19 protein-coding genes and 1 pseudogene are annotated in these 15,962 nt (G+C 59.0%); 18 read left to right on the forward strand and 2 right to left on the reverse strand.

Translation table 11 applies throughout. The annotated features are described in order from the left end of the window. Positions 1 to 7 precede the first annotated feature (7 nt). The 13 genes and pseudogenes from WA845_RS08530 to WA845_RS08590 form a co-directional block, all read left to right on the forward strand. Positions 8 to 1,651 carry a terminase large subunit gene (locus tag WA845_RS08530; RefSeq protein ID WP_337322277.1) on the forward strand — a complete coding sequence of 548 codons (1,644 nt, stop codon included), beginning with the start codon at positions 8 to 10 and terminating at the stop codon, positions 1,649 to 1,651. Positions 1,652 to 1,675: 24 nt separating this feature from the next. Continuing rightward, positions 1,676 to 2,905: a phage portal protein gene (locus WA845_RS08535; RefSeq protein WP_337322278.1), complete on the forward strand. Its 1,230-nt coding sequence runs from the start codon at positions 1,676 to 1,678 to the stop codon at positions 2,903 to 2,905. 96 nt (positions 2,906 to 3,001) lie between these two features. Beyond that, the gene (locus WA845_RS08540; RefSeq protein WP_337322292.1) at positions 3,002 to 4,033 is read left to right on the forward strand and encodes a S49 family peptidase; all 1,032 of its coding nucleotides are present in this window, start codon (positions 3,002 to 3,004) and stop codon (positions 4,031 to 4,033) included. A gap of 11 nt (positions 4,034 to 4,044) precedes the next feature. After that, the gene (locus WA845_RS08545) at positions 4,045 to 5,253 is read left to right on the forward strand and encodes a phage major capsid protein (protein ID WP_337322279.1); all 1,209 of its coding nucleotides are present in this window, start codon (positions 4,045 to 4,047) and stop codon (positions 5,251 to 5,253) included. 46 nt (positions 5,254 to 5,299) lie between these two features. Next, positions 5,300 to 5,566, forward strand: a complete 267-nt coding sequence (locus WA845_RS08550) for a hypothetical protein (RefSeq protein WP_337322280.1) — start codon at positions 5,300 to 5,302, stop codon at positions 5,564 to 5,566. Then, the gene (locus WA845_RS08555; protein WP_337322281.1) at positions 5,544 to 5,885 is read left to right on the forward strand and encodes a hypothetical protein; all 342 of its coding nucleotides are present in this window, start codon (positions 5,544 to 5,546) and stop codon (positions 5,883 to 5,885) included. The genes WA845_RS08550 and WA845_RS08555 overlap by 23 nt, the downstream gene beginning before the upstream one ends. A gap of 1 nt (position 5,886) precedes the next feature. Next, complete coding sequence (locus WA845_RS08560; RefSeq protein WP_337322282.1) at positions 5,887 to 6,234, forward strand: head-tail connector protein; 348 nt, start codon at positions 5,887 to 5,889, stop codon at positions 6,232 to 6,234. Positions 6,235 to 6,359: 125 nt separating this feature from the next. Beyond that, complete coding sequence (locus tag WA845_RS08565) at positions 6,360 to 6,716, forward strand: head-tail adaptor protein (RefSeq protein WP_337322283.1); 357 nt, start codon at positions 6,360 to 6,362, stop codon at positions 6,714 to 6,716. Beyond that, a complete protein-coding gene (locus tag WA845_RS08570) occupies positions 6,713 to 7,207 on the forward strand; it encodes an HK97 gp10 family phage protein (RefSeq protein ID WP_006697508.1) in 495 nt (164 codons plus the stop codon). Before WA845_RS08565 ends, WA845_RS08570 begins: the two co-directional genes overlap by 4 nt. After that, positions 7,207 to 7,617 carry a DUF3168 domain-containing protein gene (locus WA845_RS08575; protein WP_337322284.1) on the forward strand — a complete coding sequence of 137 codons (411 nt, stop codon included), beginning with the start codon at positions 7,207 to 7,209 and terminating at the stop codon, positions 7,615 to 7,617. The genes WA845_RS08570 and WA845_RS08575 overlap by 1 nt, the downstream gene beginning before the upstream one ends. A gap of 34 nt (positions 7,618 to 7,651) precedes the next feature. Further along, positions 7,652 to 8,083: a phage tail tube protein gene (locus WA845_RS08580; protein ID WP_013636135.1), complete on the forward strand. Its 432-nt coding sequence runs from the start codon at positions 7,652 to 7,654 to the stop codon at positions 8,081 to 8,083. Between the two features lies 1 nt (position 8,084). Then, complete coding sequence (locus WA845_RS08585) at positions 8,085 to 8,444, forward strand: hypothetical protein (RefSeq protein ID WP_209915089.1); 360 nt, start codon at positions 8,085 to 8,087, stop codon at positions 8,442 to 8,444. A 20-nt stretch (positions 8,445 to 8,464) separates the two neighbouring features. Beyond that, positions 8,465 to 8,644 (forward strand): annotated as a pseudogene (locus tag WA845_RS08590) (phage tail assembly chaperone); the annotation flags it as partial. Here the strand turns inward: WA845_RS08590 and WA845_RS08595 are convergent. Next, a complete protein-coding gene (locus WA845_RS08595; RefSeq protein WP_337322285.1) occupies positions 8,641 to 9,126 on the reverse strand; it encodes a YbjQ family protein in 486 nt (161 codons plus the stop codon). The pseudogene WA845_RS08590 and the gene WA845_RS08595 overlap by 4 nt on opposite strands. A 14-nt stretch (positions 9,127 to 9,140) precedes the next feature. Here WA845_RS08595 and WA845_RS08600 point away from each other — a divergent pair, with 14 nt between their 5' ends. After that, entirely contained in the window at positions 9,141 to 11,486 is a 2,346-nt protein-coding gene (locus WA845_RS08600) for a phage tail length tape measure family protein (RefSeq protein ID WP_337322286.1), read from the forward strand. Between the two features lie 113 nt (positions 11,487 to 11,599). Here WA845_RS08600 and WA845_RS08605 read toward each other — a convergent pair whose 3' ends face one another. Next, positions 11,600 to 12,043, reverse strand: a complete 444-nt coding sequence (locus WA845_RS08605; protein ID WP_337322287.1) for a hypothetical protein — start codon at positions 12,041 to 12,043, stop codon at positions 11,600 to 11,602. 80 nt (positions 12,044 to 12,123) lie between these two features. On the opposite strand from WA845_RS08605, the gene WA845_RS08610 reads away from it, so the two are divergent. From WA845_RS08610 to WA845_RS08625, 4 genes are all read left to right on the forward strand, one after another. Further along, positions 12,124 to 12,768 (forward strand): hypothetical protein, encoded by a 645-nt coding sequence (locus tag WA845_RS08610; RefSeq protein ID WP_337322288.1) that lies wholly within the window; start codon positions 12,124 to 12,126, stop codon positions 12,766 to 12,768. Positions 12,769 to 12,776: 8 nt separating this feature from the next. Further along, the gene (locus WA845_RS08615) at positions 12,777 to 13,445 is read left to right on the forward strand and encodes a hypothetical protein (protein ID WP_337322289.1); all 669 of its coding nucleotides are present in this window, start codon (positions 12,777 to 12,779) and stop codon (positions 13,443 to 13,445) included. Continuing rightward, a complete protein-coding gene (locus WA845_RS08620; protein WP_337322290.1) occupies positions 13,445 to 13,873 on the forward strand; it encodes a GNAT family N-acetyltransferase in 429 nt (142 codons plus the stop codon). The genes WA845_RS08615 and WA845_RS08620 overlap by 1 nt, the downstream gene beginning before the upstream one ends. Before the next feature lie 57 nt (positions 13,874 to 13,930). After that, the coding region (locus WA845_RS08625) for a phage tail protein (RefSeq protein WP_337322291.1) at positions 13,931 to 15,962 on the forward strand (2,032 nt) is incomplete at its 3' end.

Below are 15,962 nucleotides of genomic sequence, written 5' to 3' on the forward strand. Positions count from 1 at the left end.
GTTGTGAATGCTTTCTGAGGCCGTGGTCGGCGCCATCAAGTGCGGCCCGATCCCGGTTCTGCGCGACTGGCGCGGACTGCCGACGTCGGAGCTCACCCGCGGCGAGAAGATGTGCCGCTTTATCGAAGAGTATTTGGTCGTACCAGAGGGTGCGCTGGTCGGGCAGCCGATTAGACTGCTGGACTTCCAGGTGGCCTTCATCCTGTCCGTTTACGACAACCCGAACGGCACGTCGCGAGCCTATCTGTCGATCGCACGTAAGAACTCCAAGACGGCCACTATCGCCTGCCTCTTGCTTGGCCACGTAATTGGCCCTGAGGCGTTTCCGAACAGCCGCATCATGTCGGGCGCGCGTTCTCGCGACCAAGCTGCTGAAGTCTTCAACTACGCCAGCAAGATGCTGATGATGTCGCCGCGCCTGAAAGGGCTGTATCGCATCGTCCCATCCGGCAAGATGATTGTCGGCCTTCGCAAGAACGTCGTCTACCGCGCCAGCTCGGCGGAAGCAAAGAGCGCACACGGTGGTTCGCCACTGGTTGCCATCCTCGACGAGGTTGGTCAGATCAAAGGCCCGCACGACGACTTCGTTGAAGCGATCGTGACGTCGCAAGGCGCTTACGGCGACAAGGCGATGATCTTCGCTATCTCGACGCAGGCAGCGACTGACGGCGACCTCTTTTCGCGATGGCTGGACGATGCCGAGACATCAAAAGCACCACGAACGGTTTCGCACCTCTACACGGCTCCGGCTGATTGCGACGTCCTCGACGAGGAAGCGTGGAAGGCCGCGAACCCTGCGCTTGGTAAGTTCAAGTCCGTTTCATCGGTTCGCGACGACGCGGAGCGCGCGGCACGTATGCCGACCGAGGAGGCCAGCTTTCGCTGGCTCCATCTCAATCAAAGGATCGATGCCAATGCTCCGTTTGTGTCGCCGGCTATTTGGCGAGCGTGTAACGCTCGAGTTGTGGACTTTGATGGTCTCCCTGTCTTTGGTGGGCTCGACCTTTCTGAGGTGAGCGACCTGACTGCTCTCGTGCTCATGGCGCCAAAAGAGCAGGACCGAAAGACCATCTGGCACGTGAAGCCGACGTTCTGGCTGCCGGGCGACGGGATACGCGCGAAGGCAAAGGCCGACCGCGTGCCTTACGATGTCTGGCATAAGGATGGACATCTCGAAGCCGCTCCAGGCAGAACCGTCGACTACGAGTTTGTTGCGCATTACCTGCGCGACCGGTTCGAAGAGATGGATATCCGCAAGATCGCTTTCGACCGATGGAATTTCAGGCACCTGAAGCCATGGCTGCAGAAGGCCGGCTTCACGGACGATCAGCTTGAGGGCGATGATGCTGTTTTCCAGCCTTTTGGGCAAGGGTTTCAGTCGATGTCTCCGGCTCTGCGCGAACTCGAGAGCATCATCCTGAACGGTAACCTCGCCCACGGCGACCATCCTGTGCTGACGATGTGCATGATGAATGCCACCGTGAAGGCAGATTCTGCCGGCAATCGAAAGCTCGTCAAACACAATCGCGAACGCCGCATCGATGGCGCAGTCGCCTTGGCAATGGCAACGGCGATGGCCGGAACCTACGAGGGCGGCGACAGCGGCAACCTGGACGACTTCGTCAACAATATCATCTCTGTCACCTGGTGACGGGCAACCTAGTGGTGAGGCCTGATGGGCTTTTTTGAGAGATGGGTCGGAAGGCCTATCAAGCTCACCGACGGCGAGTTCTGGCGAGGCTTCTTTGGCCTCGGCACCACGTCCGGGGAAACGGTCACAATTGAGAGTGCCCTGTCGCTTGATGCGGTTTGGGCATGCGTCAACCTCGTGCAGAACGCGGCGGGCACGCTTCCTTGCGTCGTTTACGGCGAGGACGGCGTGACGGTCGATAAGAACGCTCCGCTTTACGAGCTTCTGCACGACATGCCGAACATGGACGACACGGCGCCAGAGTTCTGGTCGATGGCGGCGATGTGCTTGCTGTTGGACGGCAACTTTTTCGCCGAAAAGAAGATGAACGGCGAGCGCCTGGTGGCGCTCAACCCTCTTCACCCCTTGAGCGTCGATGTGTGCCGGTCGAAAGACGGCCGGAACACGCGCTACTACGAGGTGACGGAAGACGGCAAAAAGCGCCGAGTGCCCGAAGGCAAGATGTTTCATGTCCGCGGCGTCCGACTGCCGGGCTGTGATCGCGGCATGTCGCCGATTGCCGTTGTGCGCAATACAGTCGGCAGCGCATTGGCGGGCGAGAAGGTCGCTGGCCGGATGTTCAAGAACGGCCTGCTTTCGTCGCTCATTGTCAGCTCGGATCAAATCCTGAAGCCTGAGCAGCGCAAGCAGATATCCGACACGCTGACGCAGTTCGCCGGCGCCGAGAAGGCTGGCGGGGTGACGGTACTGGAGGCCGGCTTTAAGCCGTATCCAATGTCGATCAACCCCAAGGACGCTCAGTTCCTTGAGGCGAGGCAGTACAGCGTCGAGCAGATCTGCCGCATCTTCGGTGTGCCGCCCGTTATGATCGGGCACGCCGCCAACGGTACCACCACCTGGGGCAGCGGCATCGAGCAGCTGATCCTCCAATTCACCAAGACCTGCATGCGGCCGATGCTCAAGCGCATCGAGGCGGCAATCTATCGTGACCTGCTGGACGCAAAGACCAGGAAGACCACGAAGGTGAAGTTCAACATGGAAGAACTCTTGCGCGGCGACAGCACGGCGCGAGCAGAATTCCTGTCGAAGATGGTCACGAACGGCATCTACCTCGTCGATGAGGCTCGCTCTTACGAAGATAAGGCTCCAGTGGACGGCGGCAACAAGGCCATCGTGAATGGCACGATGACGCGCCTCGATACGCTCGGCAAGACCGAAACACCGGCGCCAACGCCAGCAGCGCGCGCTGCATAAGGGAAAATCATGAAGTTTGAACACCTGATTTCGGCCTTTCTGGCCGAACCTTGGGCTATTCAGCGCGAAAAACTGGGCGTTTTGGCTGATGTTTTGGTGGCGCGGGCCGAAGGTGAGAAGCTGTTTTCGTCCGAGTTCGCGGCATCAATCGACGACGCGCGCGCCAAGGAAATTGCTGAAACCAGCGGCAGCGTCGCCGTAATCCCGGTTTATGGGGTTCTGGCCGATAAAATGGACCTGTTTTCCGCGATGAGCGGCGGCACTTCCTATGCCGGCATCAAGAGAGCGCTGCACAAAGCGCTTTCGAACGAGGATATCAAGGCTGTCGTGCTCGACATCGACAGCCCAGGCGGGACGGTCCCAGGCACCGACGAGCTCGCAACGGAAATCCGCAAGCTACGTGGTGGCGAAAAGCCGATCATTGCGCAGGTTAACAGCTTGGCCGCAAGTGCGGCTTACTGGATTGCGGCGTCGACGGACGAAATCGTCGTCACGCCTTCCGGCCGCGCTGGTTCGATCGGAGTTTACACTGCCCACGATGATCTGTCGGCTGCCCTTGAGCAGCGTGGCATCAAACGCACGTACATTTCAGCTGGCAAACACAAGGTCGAAGGCAACGAGACCGAACCGCTCGGCAAGGAAGCGCTGGCGCATGTGCAGGACGGTATTAACCGCTCGTACAATCGCTTCGTCGCAGCCGTCGCCGAAGGGCGAGGCGTGACTGTCAGTAAGGTCGAAGACAATTATGGCCAAGGCCGAGTTTTCTACGCCGAAGCGCTGATGGACCGCGGCATGGTCGACCGCATTGCGACGCTTGACGAGACTTTGGCGCGTTACGGCGCCGAGGTGGAGCCTGCTCCGGTGAGGCGCATCAAGGCCGCTAACGCCGCGAAGGCTGAGGCCGCAGAAACGCTGGTCGCGAAGATGTCCGCCGGCGAGCAAATTACAAAACGCGAGTTCGAGAACGGCATCAGGGGACTGATGGGGTTGTCGGGCTCTGAGGCGGAGCGGGCCGCTCGGCTCTACCTCAAGGATGGTCAGGGGGCTCCTGACGTCGATGCGGATGCTGCTGCTTTGGCAGCCATTGACCGGCTAATCGCCGAAGCAAAATCACCACTCATTCGATAAAGGAGCCACTCATGGCTGATAATCAACTTGCCGATAAGATCGGCGAGCTCGGTACTTCGCTTGCGTCCATCAAGGAACAGGTGCAGAATCTCGGTTCGGACCTGACCGAAAAGGTTCGTGCAGGCGCAGACGTTTCCGCTGAGCTGAAGGGAAAGACCGACAAGGCTCTGTCTGAGCTCGGCGACGTTACGACCCGCCTCGGCGACCTTGAGAAGCGCGCCGCCCGAGAAAACGAAATCGGCGAAAACGAGCAGAAGTCGCTCGGCGACCTCGTGATCGATTCTGCGGAGTTCAAGGCCGGTATGCTCACCGGTGCATCGCGCGGCTCAATCCGCGTAAAGGCTGACCGTGCTGCAATCACCTCTGCCAATACCACTGTCGGCGCCGGCCGCTCTCAGGGTACGTCTCTGGTCCCCGGCGCTCGCGTTCCTGGGATCTTTGGTCTGCCTGAGCGTCAGCTGACGATCCGCGATCTCGTTCTGCCTGGTCAGACTGCTTCGAGCTCGATCGAGTACGTCAAGGAAACGGGTTACACGAACAATGCTGCGCCGGTCGCTGAAACGACTGCAAAGCCTTATTCGGATCTGACGTTCGATATGACGTCCGCGCCGGTTCGCACGATCGCGCACCTGTTCAAGGCCTCTCGCCAGATCCTAGACGACGCGCCCGCGCTTCGCTCCTACATCGACGGCCGCGCTCGTTACGGTCTGCGCTTCGCCGAAGAAAATCAGCTGCTGAATGGCTCTGGCACCGGCCAGAACATCCACGGCCTGGTTCCGCAGGCTACCGCGTTCAATCCGGCGTTCGCTGCCGCTGACGAAACGGGCATCGACCGTCTCCGTCTGGCTGTTCTCCAGGTCGTGCTCGCTGAGTATCCGGCAACCGCGTTCGTTCTGAACCCGATCGACTGGGCGAAGATCGAACTGACCAAGGATGCCGGCGGCAACTACATCATCGGCAATCCGCAGGGCTCGCTCACTCCGACGCTCTGGAACCTGCCGGTCGTTTCGACGCAGGCCATGGCCGCGGGCGAGTTCCTCACCGGCGCGTTCAGCTTCGCAGCCCAGATCTTCGACCGCATGGAAATCGAAGTTCTGCTTTCCAGCGAGAACGTCGACGACTTCGAGAAGAACATGTTCACCATCCGCGCCGAAGAGCGCCTGGCGTTCGCAGTCTATCGCCCCGAGTCCTTTGTGACCGGCGATGTCGAAGGCGCCTAATTGACCTAGGGGAGCTTCGGCTCCCCTTCCTTGAAAGGGAGTGAACATGACCGATTTTCTGGAAGTGAAGGCCAAACGCACTTTTGCTGTTGGCAAAGAACTGAAGACCAAAAAGAGCGATCCGTTCAAGGTCGAGGCAGGCGAGGCGAAGCAGCTCGAGGCGCAGGGTCTTATCGACATCATCGGCGAGGCAAAGGTTGAAACCTCTGCAGAAGACGACGCCGCGGATGATGCCGCTGATAAGCCGGTGATCTCCTCTGCTCGTTCGACGAAGAAGAAGGACAAACCCGATGCTGTCAACGAAGCTTCGTAAGCGCAAGGTCGCGTCCTATATCGGCGCTGGTATCGTCAACGGTATCGGCTCACCGGTGAATTCTGTTGCACCTGCCATCACAGGCACCGCACAGGTTGGCCAGACGCTGACGTCGACAACCGGCACATGGTCCGGCTCGCCGACTTACGCGCGGCAGTGGTTTGCTGCTGGCGTCGCGATTTCTGGCGCCACTGCGGCTACCTATGTGCCGGTCGCCGGCGACGTTGGTAAGGCCATCACGGTTCGCGTCACGGCCACCAATGACAAGGGCAGCGTGCCCGTCACAAGCGCGCCTACTACCGCAGTAGTGGCGGCCTGATATGCCAATCGTCGATCTCGAAACCCTAAAGAAGCATCTCCGTGTCTTTCATGATGATGAAGATACGGAGATCGGCCTCTATCGCGACGCCGCTGAAAGCATCGTTACGCAGCATCTTGATCGCGAAGTCGTAGCTGCAGGCGAAACGCCCACGGTCGCCGACGGAATAGCTGCAACCCCTGCAATCGTGTCGGCGATCCTTCTCGTGACCGGCGATCTCTACGAGGTGCGAGAGCCTGACCCGAAGGCAACAGGTGACGCAGTCCTTCCACGCGCAGTGCGGATGCTTTTGGCACCGTGGCGTGTCTGGCGAACAGTGGCAGATGACTATGTGGCTCCGCTTCCATGAACCGTTCGATTGGCGTCAGCCAGGCTTCACCGTCGCGTATCCGGTCGGCCTCTACAACGTCACGCGCAAGTGCGCTGCGGCTGCAATAGCGGCTAAGGCTGCCGAACCCACCGAGGATCGACCGAATGCCAAAACGCAAGAGGGCGGGCGCAGGCTCGCTGAGTGAGCGCATCGGCTTTGAGGCCGAGGTCGAGGGCGATGATGGGTATGGCGGTGTTGTGGTCGGCTTCGCTGAGCAATTCGTGGAGCCAGCCCGCCTTGAACCGCGCGTCGGCAACGAAACTGTCATCGCTAGCCGCCTGCAAGGCTTGCAGCCCTACACCATGACTGTTCGCAGCAACGTGCGCACACGCACCATCACGCCAGCATGGCGGGCGCGAAATAAGCGATCTGGCGTCGTCTACGCAATCAAGGCTGCGGTCAACATCGACGAACGCAACCAGTGGATCGAGCTGCTTGTGGTGCAGGGGGAGGCGTCGTGATCAAGGCAAAAGTCTTAGGCCGCGAAGCGCTGACGAAGAAGCTGAATCAGGTCGCTCCGCTCGCCAACAAGTACGCCGCCGAAGCGAAGCTACAGATCGCTACCGAAGCCGCCGATAAAATCTCCGACCGAGCGCCGATAAGCAACAGCGCAACGGCCGGCGACTACGCTGCCTCCATACAGGGCGCCAAGATTTCTGACAGACCGACTGCGAAAGCGCTTGTCGGTGCATCGGCCAGCAAGGATCCGGATGCGACTGGCGTTTTCGCCGCTTGGATTTGGCATTTTTTGGAGTTCGGCACACGGCCGCATAACGTTGCGAAGGGTGGCGGTACGGTTGCCGGCAAGAAGCAGGCGGCCGGCGCAAAGATGCATCCTGGCACGCGGGCGCAACCGCATATTTTCCCGACGTGGCGAGCATTTAGGGCCAAAGCGAAGAAGCGCATCAACGACGCCGTCTGGCGTGGCGTAAGGGAGGCCATGAAAAAGTAATGGCTAGCCCAGATCTAGAACTCCAGGGTGCCATCGTCACTCGACTGAAGGCGCGAGCAGGTCTGACGGCGAAGGTGGCCCAAAGAATTTATGACAGACCGCCGACCAACGCACCGTTCCCATACGTTGAATACGGCGAAAGCCAAGTCATCAGGGATGATGTCGGCTGTTTAAAGTCGAACCTCATCTACGTGACGATCCACGTTTGGTCGCAATACTCCGGAGGCTTCAAGGAGCTAAAGGAAATCATTCACGAGGTCGTCGAGGCTCTGGATGAAGCGCCATTAGTGCTGGCCTCACATCGATTGATATCGATCACGCGGCAAGACACCCGTCATTTCAAAGACCCGGACGAAGTCACGACCCACGGTGTCGTCGAGTTTGTCGCGCGCGTCGAGACACCGGCCTGATTGGCCACCAACCCCTACTTTTTGAGGTTTACAAATGGCCGACGGTCAACAGATTGGTCGTACGCTGCTCATCCAGATCGGTGACGGCGAAACTCCTGAAGTCTTTTCTAACCTGTGCGGTCTCACGACCCGCAGTTTCAATATGTCCGCCAATGAGGTCGACACGACCATCACGGACTGCGTCAATCCAGAGAATACGCCGCAGAAAACAGCAGAGCCGGGCATCAAGAACCGCACGTTCTCTGGTTCCGGCAAGTTCGTTAAGAGCGCTTCGAACACCGCGTTCATGACGCACGTCAACGACGCGACCAAATTCAATGCCAAGGTGATCGTTCCTGGCCTGGGTACTTACACCGGCCCTTGGTTCGTTTCTGAATTCGAGTTCAGCGGCGAGATGGAGGGCAACATGGAATTCACGGCCACGTTCGTTGCTGCCGGCGTTCTGACGTTCGTTGCGGAGGTGTAATTTGGCTGATGCTGAAAAGCCGTTCCCGCTTGAAGTGAATGGCGCGCGGGGCGAAGTCGGCCTGTTCGTTGGCAAGGTGCCGCTGGTTATCGTTGCCGAGATGGGCGGTCTTGCCGCTGTGTCTTCGCGCCTTTCCTGCAAGAGCATGTCCGATCTGTTTCTTCGCCTTTCAGGCGTCGAGCCGGCCGCTACTGTGGCCGCACTCGATCTGCTTACCGTGCGCGGCGACAAAGTCGCGGCAATTGGTGCGCTGAAGCTCAAGCACTTCGGCGCTGTTGCCAAGGCGATTTCCGAGGCGCTGTCTCATCATTTCGATGAGGAAGACGAGGGAAACGGGGAAGCCGCTCTAAAGGCGGCGTAGAAGAACCATTCCCTTGGCGCGACTGGCAAAAGATCGCATTCGGCGGCCTCGGCTGGACCCCAGTAATATTCTGGGCGTCTAGCTTGACCGAGTTCACCCTTGCGGTGAAGGGCAAGGCCGAAGCGAACGGAGCCAAAAAGTCCGTGGCGCCACCGTCTGACGAAGAGATGGATGAATTGATCAAGAAGTACGGTGGTTAGGCTGGCTTCAGCTTGACCGCTGTACCCGTGGCGGCGACGAAAAGGATGCCACCGGTGCCGCCCGTAGCAAGTTGGTTGTAATCGAGGTCGACGGAGATCACCGCATCAGCTCCGAGCGCGTGAGCTTCTGACCTGAGTCCGTCCAAACACGCGAGACGTGCCTCCTTGAGGGAGGCTTGAGATGAATTTGCCCGACCACCAACGAAATCGCGCCAATTGTTGGCCACGTCTTTGAAAATGTTCATGCCGAGGGCAGCTTCGGACGCGACGATCGATATGACGCAATCTACTTCACGGTTGGGCACGTCAATCGAAGTCGTCATGATGATCGACTGCTTTTTGGCGTCGCCGTCGCTTTTCGCGACCGCTTCTTCACAGTCAACGCAGTGGCCGTCCTTCCCGCCCAGATAATAGTCCGTCCCGCATCGTTTGCACTTGGGCATATCCATCCTTCTCGGCTCGCCATTGGCGGGCTTTTTCACGTTAGGACACCGACTTGGCCGGCAACAACAGTGATGATCTGATTATCTCAATCAGCACCGACCTTGCAACCGTAAAGCGTGCGCTAAATCGGCTGGTGTCGGACGTAGGCGCAGCATCCAGCGGCATTGAGAAACGTTTTGCCGCTACCGGTAAGTCGATCAACAACTCGCTCACCACCTCGATGCAGGATCGCATCAATAGCATGGTGGGCATCGGTACGACAGCAGCAAAAGAATGGAACGGGGTTCTCGCTGATCAGCAGAAAGAGCTTGATCGCCTCCGCGCCAAATACAGCCCGTTGTTCGCAACAATTTCGAATTATAAGAACGCGGTCGCCGAAATTAGGCAGGCCCATGCCGCTGGCGCAATTTCTGCCAACGAGATGGCGTCTGCGATCCAGAGAGAGCGACAGGCGGCGCTTGCGTCCACCGCGGCCATCAAGGGTCGCAATGCCGCTCTGAAGGCTACGGTCACGACGAGCAGCGGCAACAGCTTCAATACCGCAAACATTGCCGCTCAGTTCCAGGACATCGGCGTGACCGCAGCGATGGGGATGTCTCCCATCCAGATCGCCCTGCAGCAGGGCACCCAGCTTTCGGCCGTCCTGCAGCAAATTAAAGATAGCGGGCAGGGCGTCGGCCAAGGTCTCGCGGCAGCTTTCGCGTCGGTTATTTCTCCGTTGTCGCTGGTAACGATTGGCATCATCGCCGCAGGCACAGCGGCATTTCAGTATTTTTCGACGATTATGAGCGAAGGCGATAAGTCAGCCGAAGTGCTCAAAGAGCAAGCTGCGCTAATTGCTGCCGTCGCCGAACGCTGGGGCGATGCCGTTCCCGCTTTACGCGACTACGCCGACCAGCTGAAACGGGCGCAAGACAATGCCGACCTCACCAAGGGCGCCGACATTGTAAATACCAACACGCTCGCTGACGTCCGCAAAGAGGTCGAAAGTACGCGCGCCACCATTGCCGATCTGGTTTCGCAACTTCAGTCTGCAGGTGAAGAAGCTGACGTTATCAAGAACCTCCAGTCAGCTTTCAATGACTTCGCGAAGGCTGCTGAAGAAGGCAAGGCGCAGACTGAAGATGTCGACCGTGTGCAGGCCGCTCTAAGTGCGGCGATCAACAGCACCGGCATCCCCGCGCTCGCTGAGTTCGCCAAATACTTCTCCACACTGTCGGCGGCAGCGCTGACTGCCGCGGATAGCGTCCAAAAGGTCAATGAAGTCACATCTGTTGCGACCTCCAGGATCAATGATCCGAGGACGTGGCGCGGAGCAGGCCAGCAAGATTCCCAATTCGGCGCTGATGCCACAATCCAAGGAACGCAGTTTCCACTACCGGATAGCGGCCCCACACCAGAACGCCGCCCGTCCGATCTGGACACAGACAAAAATAGAGGTTTCGGTACGCCGAAACGCGCAAGGGCTCCCAAAAAGACCGCATCCGACCGCTTTGCGGAAGACCTTCAGGCTGTCCGAGATAGGACTGAGGCGTTGCGTCAGGAAATGAGCCTTATTGGCTTGTCCAATGAGGCTCAAGTGAAGCGCCGTACAGCGCTAGACCTGGAGCAGAAGGCGCTGGCCGACCTTCGCGAAGAGGCGCGCAAGAAGGGCGAAAAAGACCTCGAAAGCATCACGCTGTCGCCCGACAAGATTGCTGCAATCGAGCAGGAATCTGCTGCATATGCTCGGCAATCCGAGGCGCTTAGGAAAGCGCAAGAGGAACAGCAGAAGCTGAATGAGTGGAACAACGTCGCGAGAGACGCAACGCGCGGTTTCATCGACGATTTGATCCATGGTGAGAGTGCCGCGGATGCATTCGCTGGTGCGCTTAGCCGCATTGCGGATGCCCTCCTGGACGATGTGCTCAATAGCATCTTCAAGGTCAACAGTGCGGCTGGCGGCAGTGGCCGTTTATTGAGCGGCCTGTTCAGTCTTTTTGGCGGTGGGGCATCTCGGTACGCCGGGCTGTCAGGTGGCCTCTTCTCAGAGGGCGGCTTCACTGGTCCGGGCGGCAAATACCAGCCTGCTGGCATCGTGCACAAAGGCGAGGTCGTGTGGTCGCAAGCCGATGTGGCGCGGGCCGGTGGAGTAGGGGCAGTTGAAGCGCTCCGCAAAGGCTACGCCAACGGCGGCCCAGTCGGGATTTCGGTCCCTAGCGTGCCGAGCTTGCGATCGATGTCGGCGCAATCTGCCGGTGTCGTCGTCAACTTCAATCCAGTCGTAGACAACCGTGGCGCATCTGTTGAGGCCGTCGCGAGACAGGAAAAGGCGCTGGCCAAGATGCAGGGTGAGCTGCAAAGCCGGGTTGAGGCCGCCGTTCGGTCGGCACAAAAACGAAACGTGAAGTTGGGGTGAGGCGGCAATGGTGCCGCCTCGACGGTTTTAGGAGATGGATATGGCTGATATTAGACAGGCATGGGCCGCGTCTCCAGTGCCTGAAGAGTTCTATCGCATTCAGTCTGATGTCCTCAGGCTGCAGGCAATTCAAAGAAGCTTAATCCGTTCTGGGGAGCTAAAACCAGACGACCTAATCGCAAAATATCCATCCCAACCGCTCCAAGAATGCGGCCGTCGCCAATAGGTTCATCCATTGCTGAAAACACACCCGTGGCGCAAACATTTGGGACTGAAGGAAATTTGTAGAGCATGGAGTAGGTATCGAAGTCTTGCCAACCGGCGCTACCCGACACTCGAACCGAGCCTTCGAAAGGGCAGTCGAGGGACGATATTATGCTTCTGTGAATTGATGTCTTGCCCAGCCCTGTATCGACTAGCGCTTTTACAAGGACCCATTTCGACTGCGATGGGTTCGCAACTTCGATGTTGATGTATGGCTGAGCAAAATCTGTTGCGTCAGAAACTATCTCGCCTGACACATTTCGCCAGTTAATGGCAAACTTGACTGTTGACATACGTTACTCCTTTAGCCTTCGCACGCGAAAATGAGCATGGACGCAATCGGGAGTCGAGTCCCGCAAGAGGCGGAAACACAATGACAATCACATACCCGCTCCCAACTTCGTTTTTCGATGAGTTCCCAGGCTGGTCGACGGAGTTCAATCTGCTTTGGCGGCAAGAACAGTCGCGCACGGCTGGTGGCCAGACGGTCGTCAAGGACATGGGGTCACCACTCTGGCAGATGACGGCGCAATCGCGATCAATGAAGCCGAACGAGCTAGACTACTGGCGTGCGCGGCTTACGAGCTTGGAAAACGGGCTCAAGACGTTCCGCGCATTCCCGAAGTCTCGTTGCTATCCCGTCGCCTACCCGAACGGCAGATGGCCAACCGGTAGCGCATTCGCCGGGGTGGGGCAGGTGGCCACGATTGCGAGTAACCGCAAGGCAATCTCGCTGTCGGGCGTGCCCGCTGGCTACAAGGTTTCGGTCGGCGATTACATCCAGATCGGCGACAAAGACCTCCACATGGTCATGGAGGCCGTGACGGCCAGTGGCGGCGGCGTGACCACGCAGTTTGAGGTTCGCCCGCATCTGTGGCCGGGCGTTACGGCGCCTGTCGCCGCTGCGCTGGTCAAGCCTTCCTGCATCATGGCGATCGTGCCTGGCTCGATTTCGACAACTGCCGACATGGCCACTGGTCGTGGCACGGTCACGTTTCAGGCGATTGAAGCCCGCTAAGGGGTATCATGAGAAACATCTCAGCAGAAAACCTTGCTGCGCTTGAGGCGCGGCAGTTGGTGGCGCGCGACTTCCTCTGGTTCGTTGCGCGCGATCGAGCGACTGGTGCGCCGGTCACCGATGGCATGTGGTCTGACGTCGGTGACGTGTCAGCCGCCATCGTGCATCCGGATACAGGCCTGCCGGTCACGCGTGACTGGTATGGCTCCGGCACGCTGGTGCAGATCGATGATATTCCGCTCGTTGCCAACCTTTCAGTACAGAACGTCAACATTCGCCTGTCCCAGGTGAGCGAGCACGTGCAGACGCTGGTGCGGCAGTATGATTGCCGTCAGGCCCGCGTAGAGATCTACCGAGGCCTGTTCGATCCGGACAGCCGCCAGATGGTCGCGCCAGCCGAATGCCGCTTTGTTGGCTTTGTCGATACCATCACGATCAACACCCCTTCCGAGAACGAGGAAGGCAGCGTGACGATGGTGTGCGCCAGCCATACGCAGGAAATGACGCGGTCCAATCCGTCAACGCGCAGTCACGCGACGCAGGTGCTGCGACAGGCCGGTGATGCATTCTACACCGACGCTGACACCTCTTCCGAGTGGGAGTTCTTCTGGGGTTCCGAAAAGGGCAAGGTCGCGACGCAGCCGAAGAAGCGGAAAAAGTTTTTAGGTTTGTTCTGATGGAAGTTCGCTTCGCTATTGCTGAGGACCGCGACCGTGTTGTGGCGCTCCTGCGCGAAAGTCATGAAGCCGCCGGTTTTACCTTTCCATTCCAGGCAGCTTATGCTGATCGGCTGTTTCAGCAGCATCTGGCGTCGCCAGCGTCCTGCGTTCTTGTTGCTGGCAAGCCCGCGCAAGGCGTCCTGATGGCGTGCGCGTTTGAACATCTCTTCGGCGCTGGGCGCATTGCCAAGGAAACGGTCTGGTTCGTAACGCCAGAAGCGCGAGGCCGAGGCGCCATCAAGATGCTCGATGCCTACGAGGCGTGGGCGCGGTCGGTCGGATGCGTTTCGGCTGGTATGGCATCGCTGGCAACCAATGATGTCTCCAGACTCTACGAGCGGCGCGGCTACAGCGCTGTCGAAACACATTTCATGAAGCCGCTCTAGCGGCGTTCCTTCGGCGCCATCCGCGCCCCGCGCGCATCGCGCATCCAAGGAAAATCGATGGCTATTTTCTCGGCGATTGCCTCCGTATTCACGGCGGTGTCAACGTTCATTGGCGGCCTTGGTGTTGTCGGCTCGTTCATCCTGAAGACCGCTGTTGGCGTCGGCCTCAGCCTTCTAGCCAAGTCGATCGCAGGCCAGCCGAAAGACCCGACGTTTTCAATCAACGGCACACTGCAGGGCGGCGGCGATGTTGCTCGCTCGTTCATCATGGGCCGCACCGCGACCGCTGGCTCTCTCGTGTTCGTCAATACCTGGGGGCAGGACGGCGATACGCCGAACGCCTATCTGACGCAGGTCATCGCGCTGTCGGATTTGCCTGTGCGCGGCCTTGCCGAGGTCTGGGTCAACGGCGAGCTCGTAACGTTCGGCGGTCTGACTGATCGCGGCTATGCGGTCAACGAGTATCCAGACAGCCTCTGGGTCAAGTTCTACGACGGCACGCAGACGACCGCTGACAGCTTCCTGTTCACGTCGGTCTCGAACGGCAACAGGTGGTGGAACCCGGATCGCATCGGGCGGGGCGTTGCTTATGCGATCGTCACGGCGCGCGTTTCGAAGAACATGTTTTCGGGCGTGCCGTCCTTCAAGTTCGTGCTCGAAGGGCTGCGCCTCTACGACGTTTCGCGTGACAGCACGCAAGGCGGCGTTGGTCCGCAGCGCTTCGCTGATCCAGCGACATGGGGCGGCGACGGTGATTTCCTGCCGGCAGTGCAGATTTACAATCTACTGCGCGGCATCACCTATAACGGTCAGTGGTTCTATGGCCTGCAGAACCTTTCCTCTTCACGCCTGCCTGCCGCAGCCTGGATTGCCCAGATCGAAAAACATCGCGCTGGCACGCTGGAATCGACGGGATGGGTTAACACCTATCGCAGCGGCGGCGAAATTCAGGTCGATGCATCTCTGACCTCCGCTCTCGAAGCGTTGCTGACAGCGTGCCAAGGCAGGATTTCGGAAGTCGGTGGCGTCTACTATCTGCACTCCGGTGCGCCAGATGCCCCCGTTATCGCCTTCACCGACGATGATATCCTGTCGACGGAAGAGCAGGAGTTCACGCCATTCCTCGGTCTGGCTGACACCATCAACGGGGTTTCGGCAAACTATCCTTCGCCAGCAGATGGCTGGGTCGCCAAGACCGCACCGCCGCTCTATCGGACGGACCTTGAGGCGATTGACGGCAATCGCCGCCTGATGGCTGATGTCGACCTTAACTTCGTTCCTTATCCGGAACAGGTGCAGCGCCTGATGAAATCGGCGCTTGAAGAGGCCCGACGCTTCCGAAGGCACACGATTGTGCTGCCGCCGAAGTTCTGGGCCTACGCAACACCGGGAACGGTGTTTTCGTGGACGTCAGAACGCAACGGCTACATCGCAAAGTCGATGCGGCTCGATGGTGTTGCCGACCGCGCCAACCTCGATGTGATGATAGACATCACTGAGGTGGACCCGTCGGACTACGATTGGAGCAGCGATACCGAGTTCAAGCCGCCGGTTGATGGCCAACTTGGCGTCATTCGTCCGACGCCACAGCCGATTGTCGACTGGTTCGCAGAACCGGCCACGGTCAAGGATAGCTCCGGAGAGGATCGCCGACCGGCTATTCGGCTGACGTGGGACAACAGCGATGGGCGTCTCGATGACGTGATCGGCATCGAATACGAGGTGAGGCTGCAGGCCACGCTGGAGAAAGTCTCCGAAGGCCGAACCGACCAGCCGCAGGTTGGCTCGATGCTCATCTCGCAAAGTCTGCTGCCGGCTGAAAGCTACGTTGTCCGTGGGCGATACATTCCTGGGGGCGACAGGCCGGTGTTGTGGTCCGGGTTCATTCCCGTCATCACGCCGAACATCCTGCTTTCTGATAAGGATGTGTTTGTTGACATCGATCTAACCGGCGTTGAAGAGGCGCTGGGCTGGCTGCGCAACAGCACCCGAACAGCACAGGATGCCATCGACGGCCTCATAGCCGCCCAGATGGAGCTGGCGACGGTCGCGTACAAAGACACGCGGAAGCTTGCCAGAGAACTGTCTG

Origin of the sequence: Agrobacterium sp. CMT1 (genome assembly GCF_037203725.1) — a bacterium.
Lineage (GTDB): Bacteria > Pseudomonadota > Alphaproteobacteria > Rhizobiales > Rhizobiaceae > Agrobacterium > Agrobacterium pusense.

Coding starts and splice junctions, on each gene's coding strand:
- WA845_RS08530 (WP_337322277.1), top strand. CDS start 8: ATGCTTTCTGAGGCCGTGGTCGGCGCCATCAAGTGCGGCCCGATCCCG.
- WA845_RS08535 (WP_337322278.1), top strand. CDS start 1,676: ATGGGCTTTTTTGAGAGATGGGTCGGAAGGCCTATCAAGCTCACCGAC.
- WA845_RS08545 (WP_337322279.1), top strand. CDS start 4,045: ATGGCTGATAATCAACTTGCCGATAAGATCGGCGAGCTCGGTACTTCG.
- WA845_RS08550 (WP_337322280.1), top strand. CDS start 5,300: ATGACCGATTTTCTGGAAGTGAAGGCCAAACGCACTTTTGCTGTTGGC.
- WA845_RS08555 (WP_337322281.1), top strand. CDS start 5,544: ATGCTGTCAACGAAGCTTCGTAAGCGCAAGGTCGCGTCCTATATCGGC.
- WA845_RS08560 (WP_337322282.1), top strand. CDS start 5,887: ATGCCAATCGTCGATCTCGAAACCCTAAAGAAGCATCTCCGTGTCTTT.
- WA845_RS08565 (WP_337322283.1), top strand. CDS start 6,360: ATGCCAAAACGCAAGAGGGCGGGCGCAGGCTCGCTGAGTGAGCGCATC.
- WA845_RS08575 (WP_337322284.1), top strand. CDS start 7,207: ATGGCTAGCCCAGATCTAGAACTCCAGGGTGCCATCGTCACTCGACTG.
- WA845_RS08580 (WP_013636135.1), top strand. CDS start 7,652: ATGGCCGACGGTCAACAGATTGGTCGTACGCTGCTCATCCAGATCGGT.
- WA845_RS08605 (WP_337322287.1), bottom strand. CDS start 12,043: ATGTCAACAGTCAAGTTTGCCATTAACTGGCGAAATGTGTCAGGCGAG.
- WA845_RS08610 (WP_337322288.1), top strand. CDS start 12,124: ATGACAATCACATACCCGCTCCCAACTTCGTTTTTCGATGAGTTCCCA.
- WA845_RS08615 (WP_337322289.1), top strand. CDS start 12,777: ATGAGAAACATCTCAGCAGAAAACCTTGCTGCGCTTGAGGCGCGGCAG.
- WA845_RS08620 (WP_337322290.1), top strand. CDS start 13,445: ATGGAAGTTCGCTTCGCTATTGCTGAGGACCGCGACCGTGTTGTGGCG.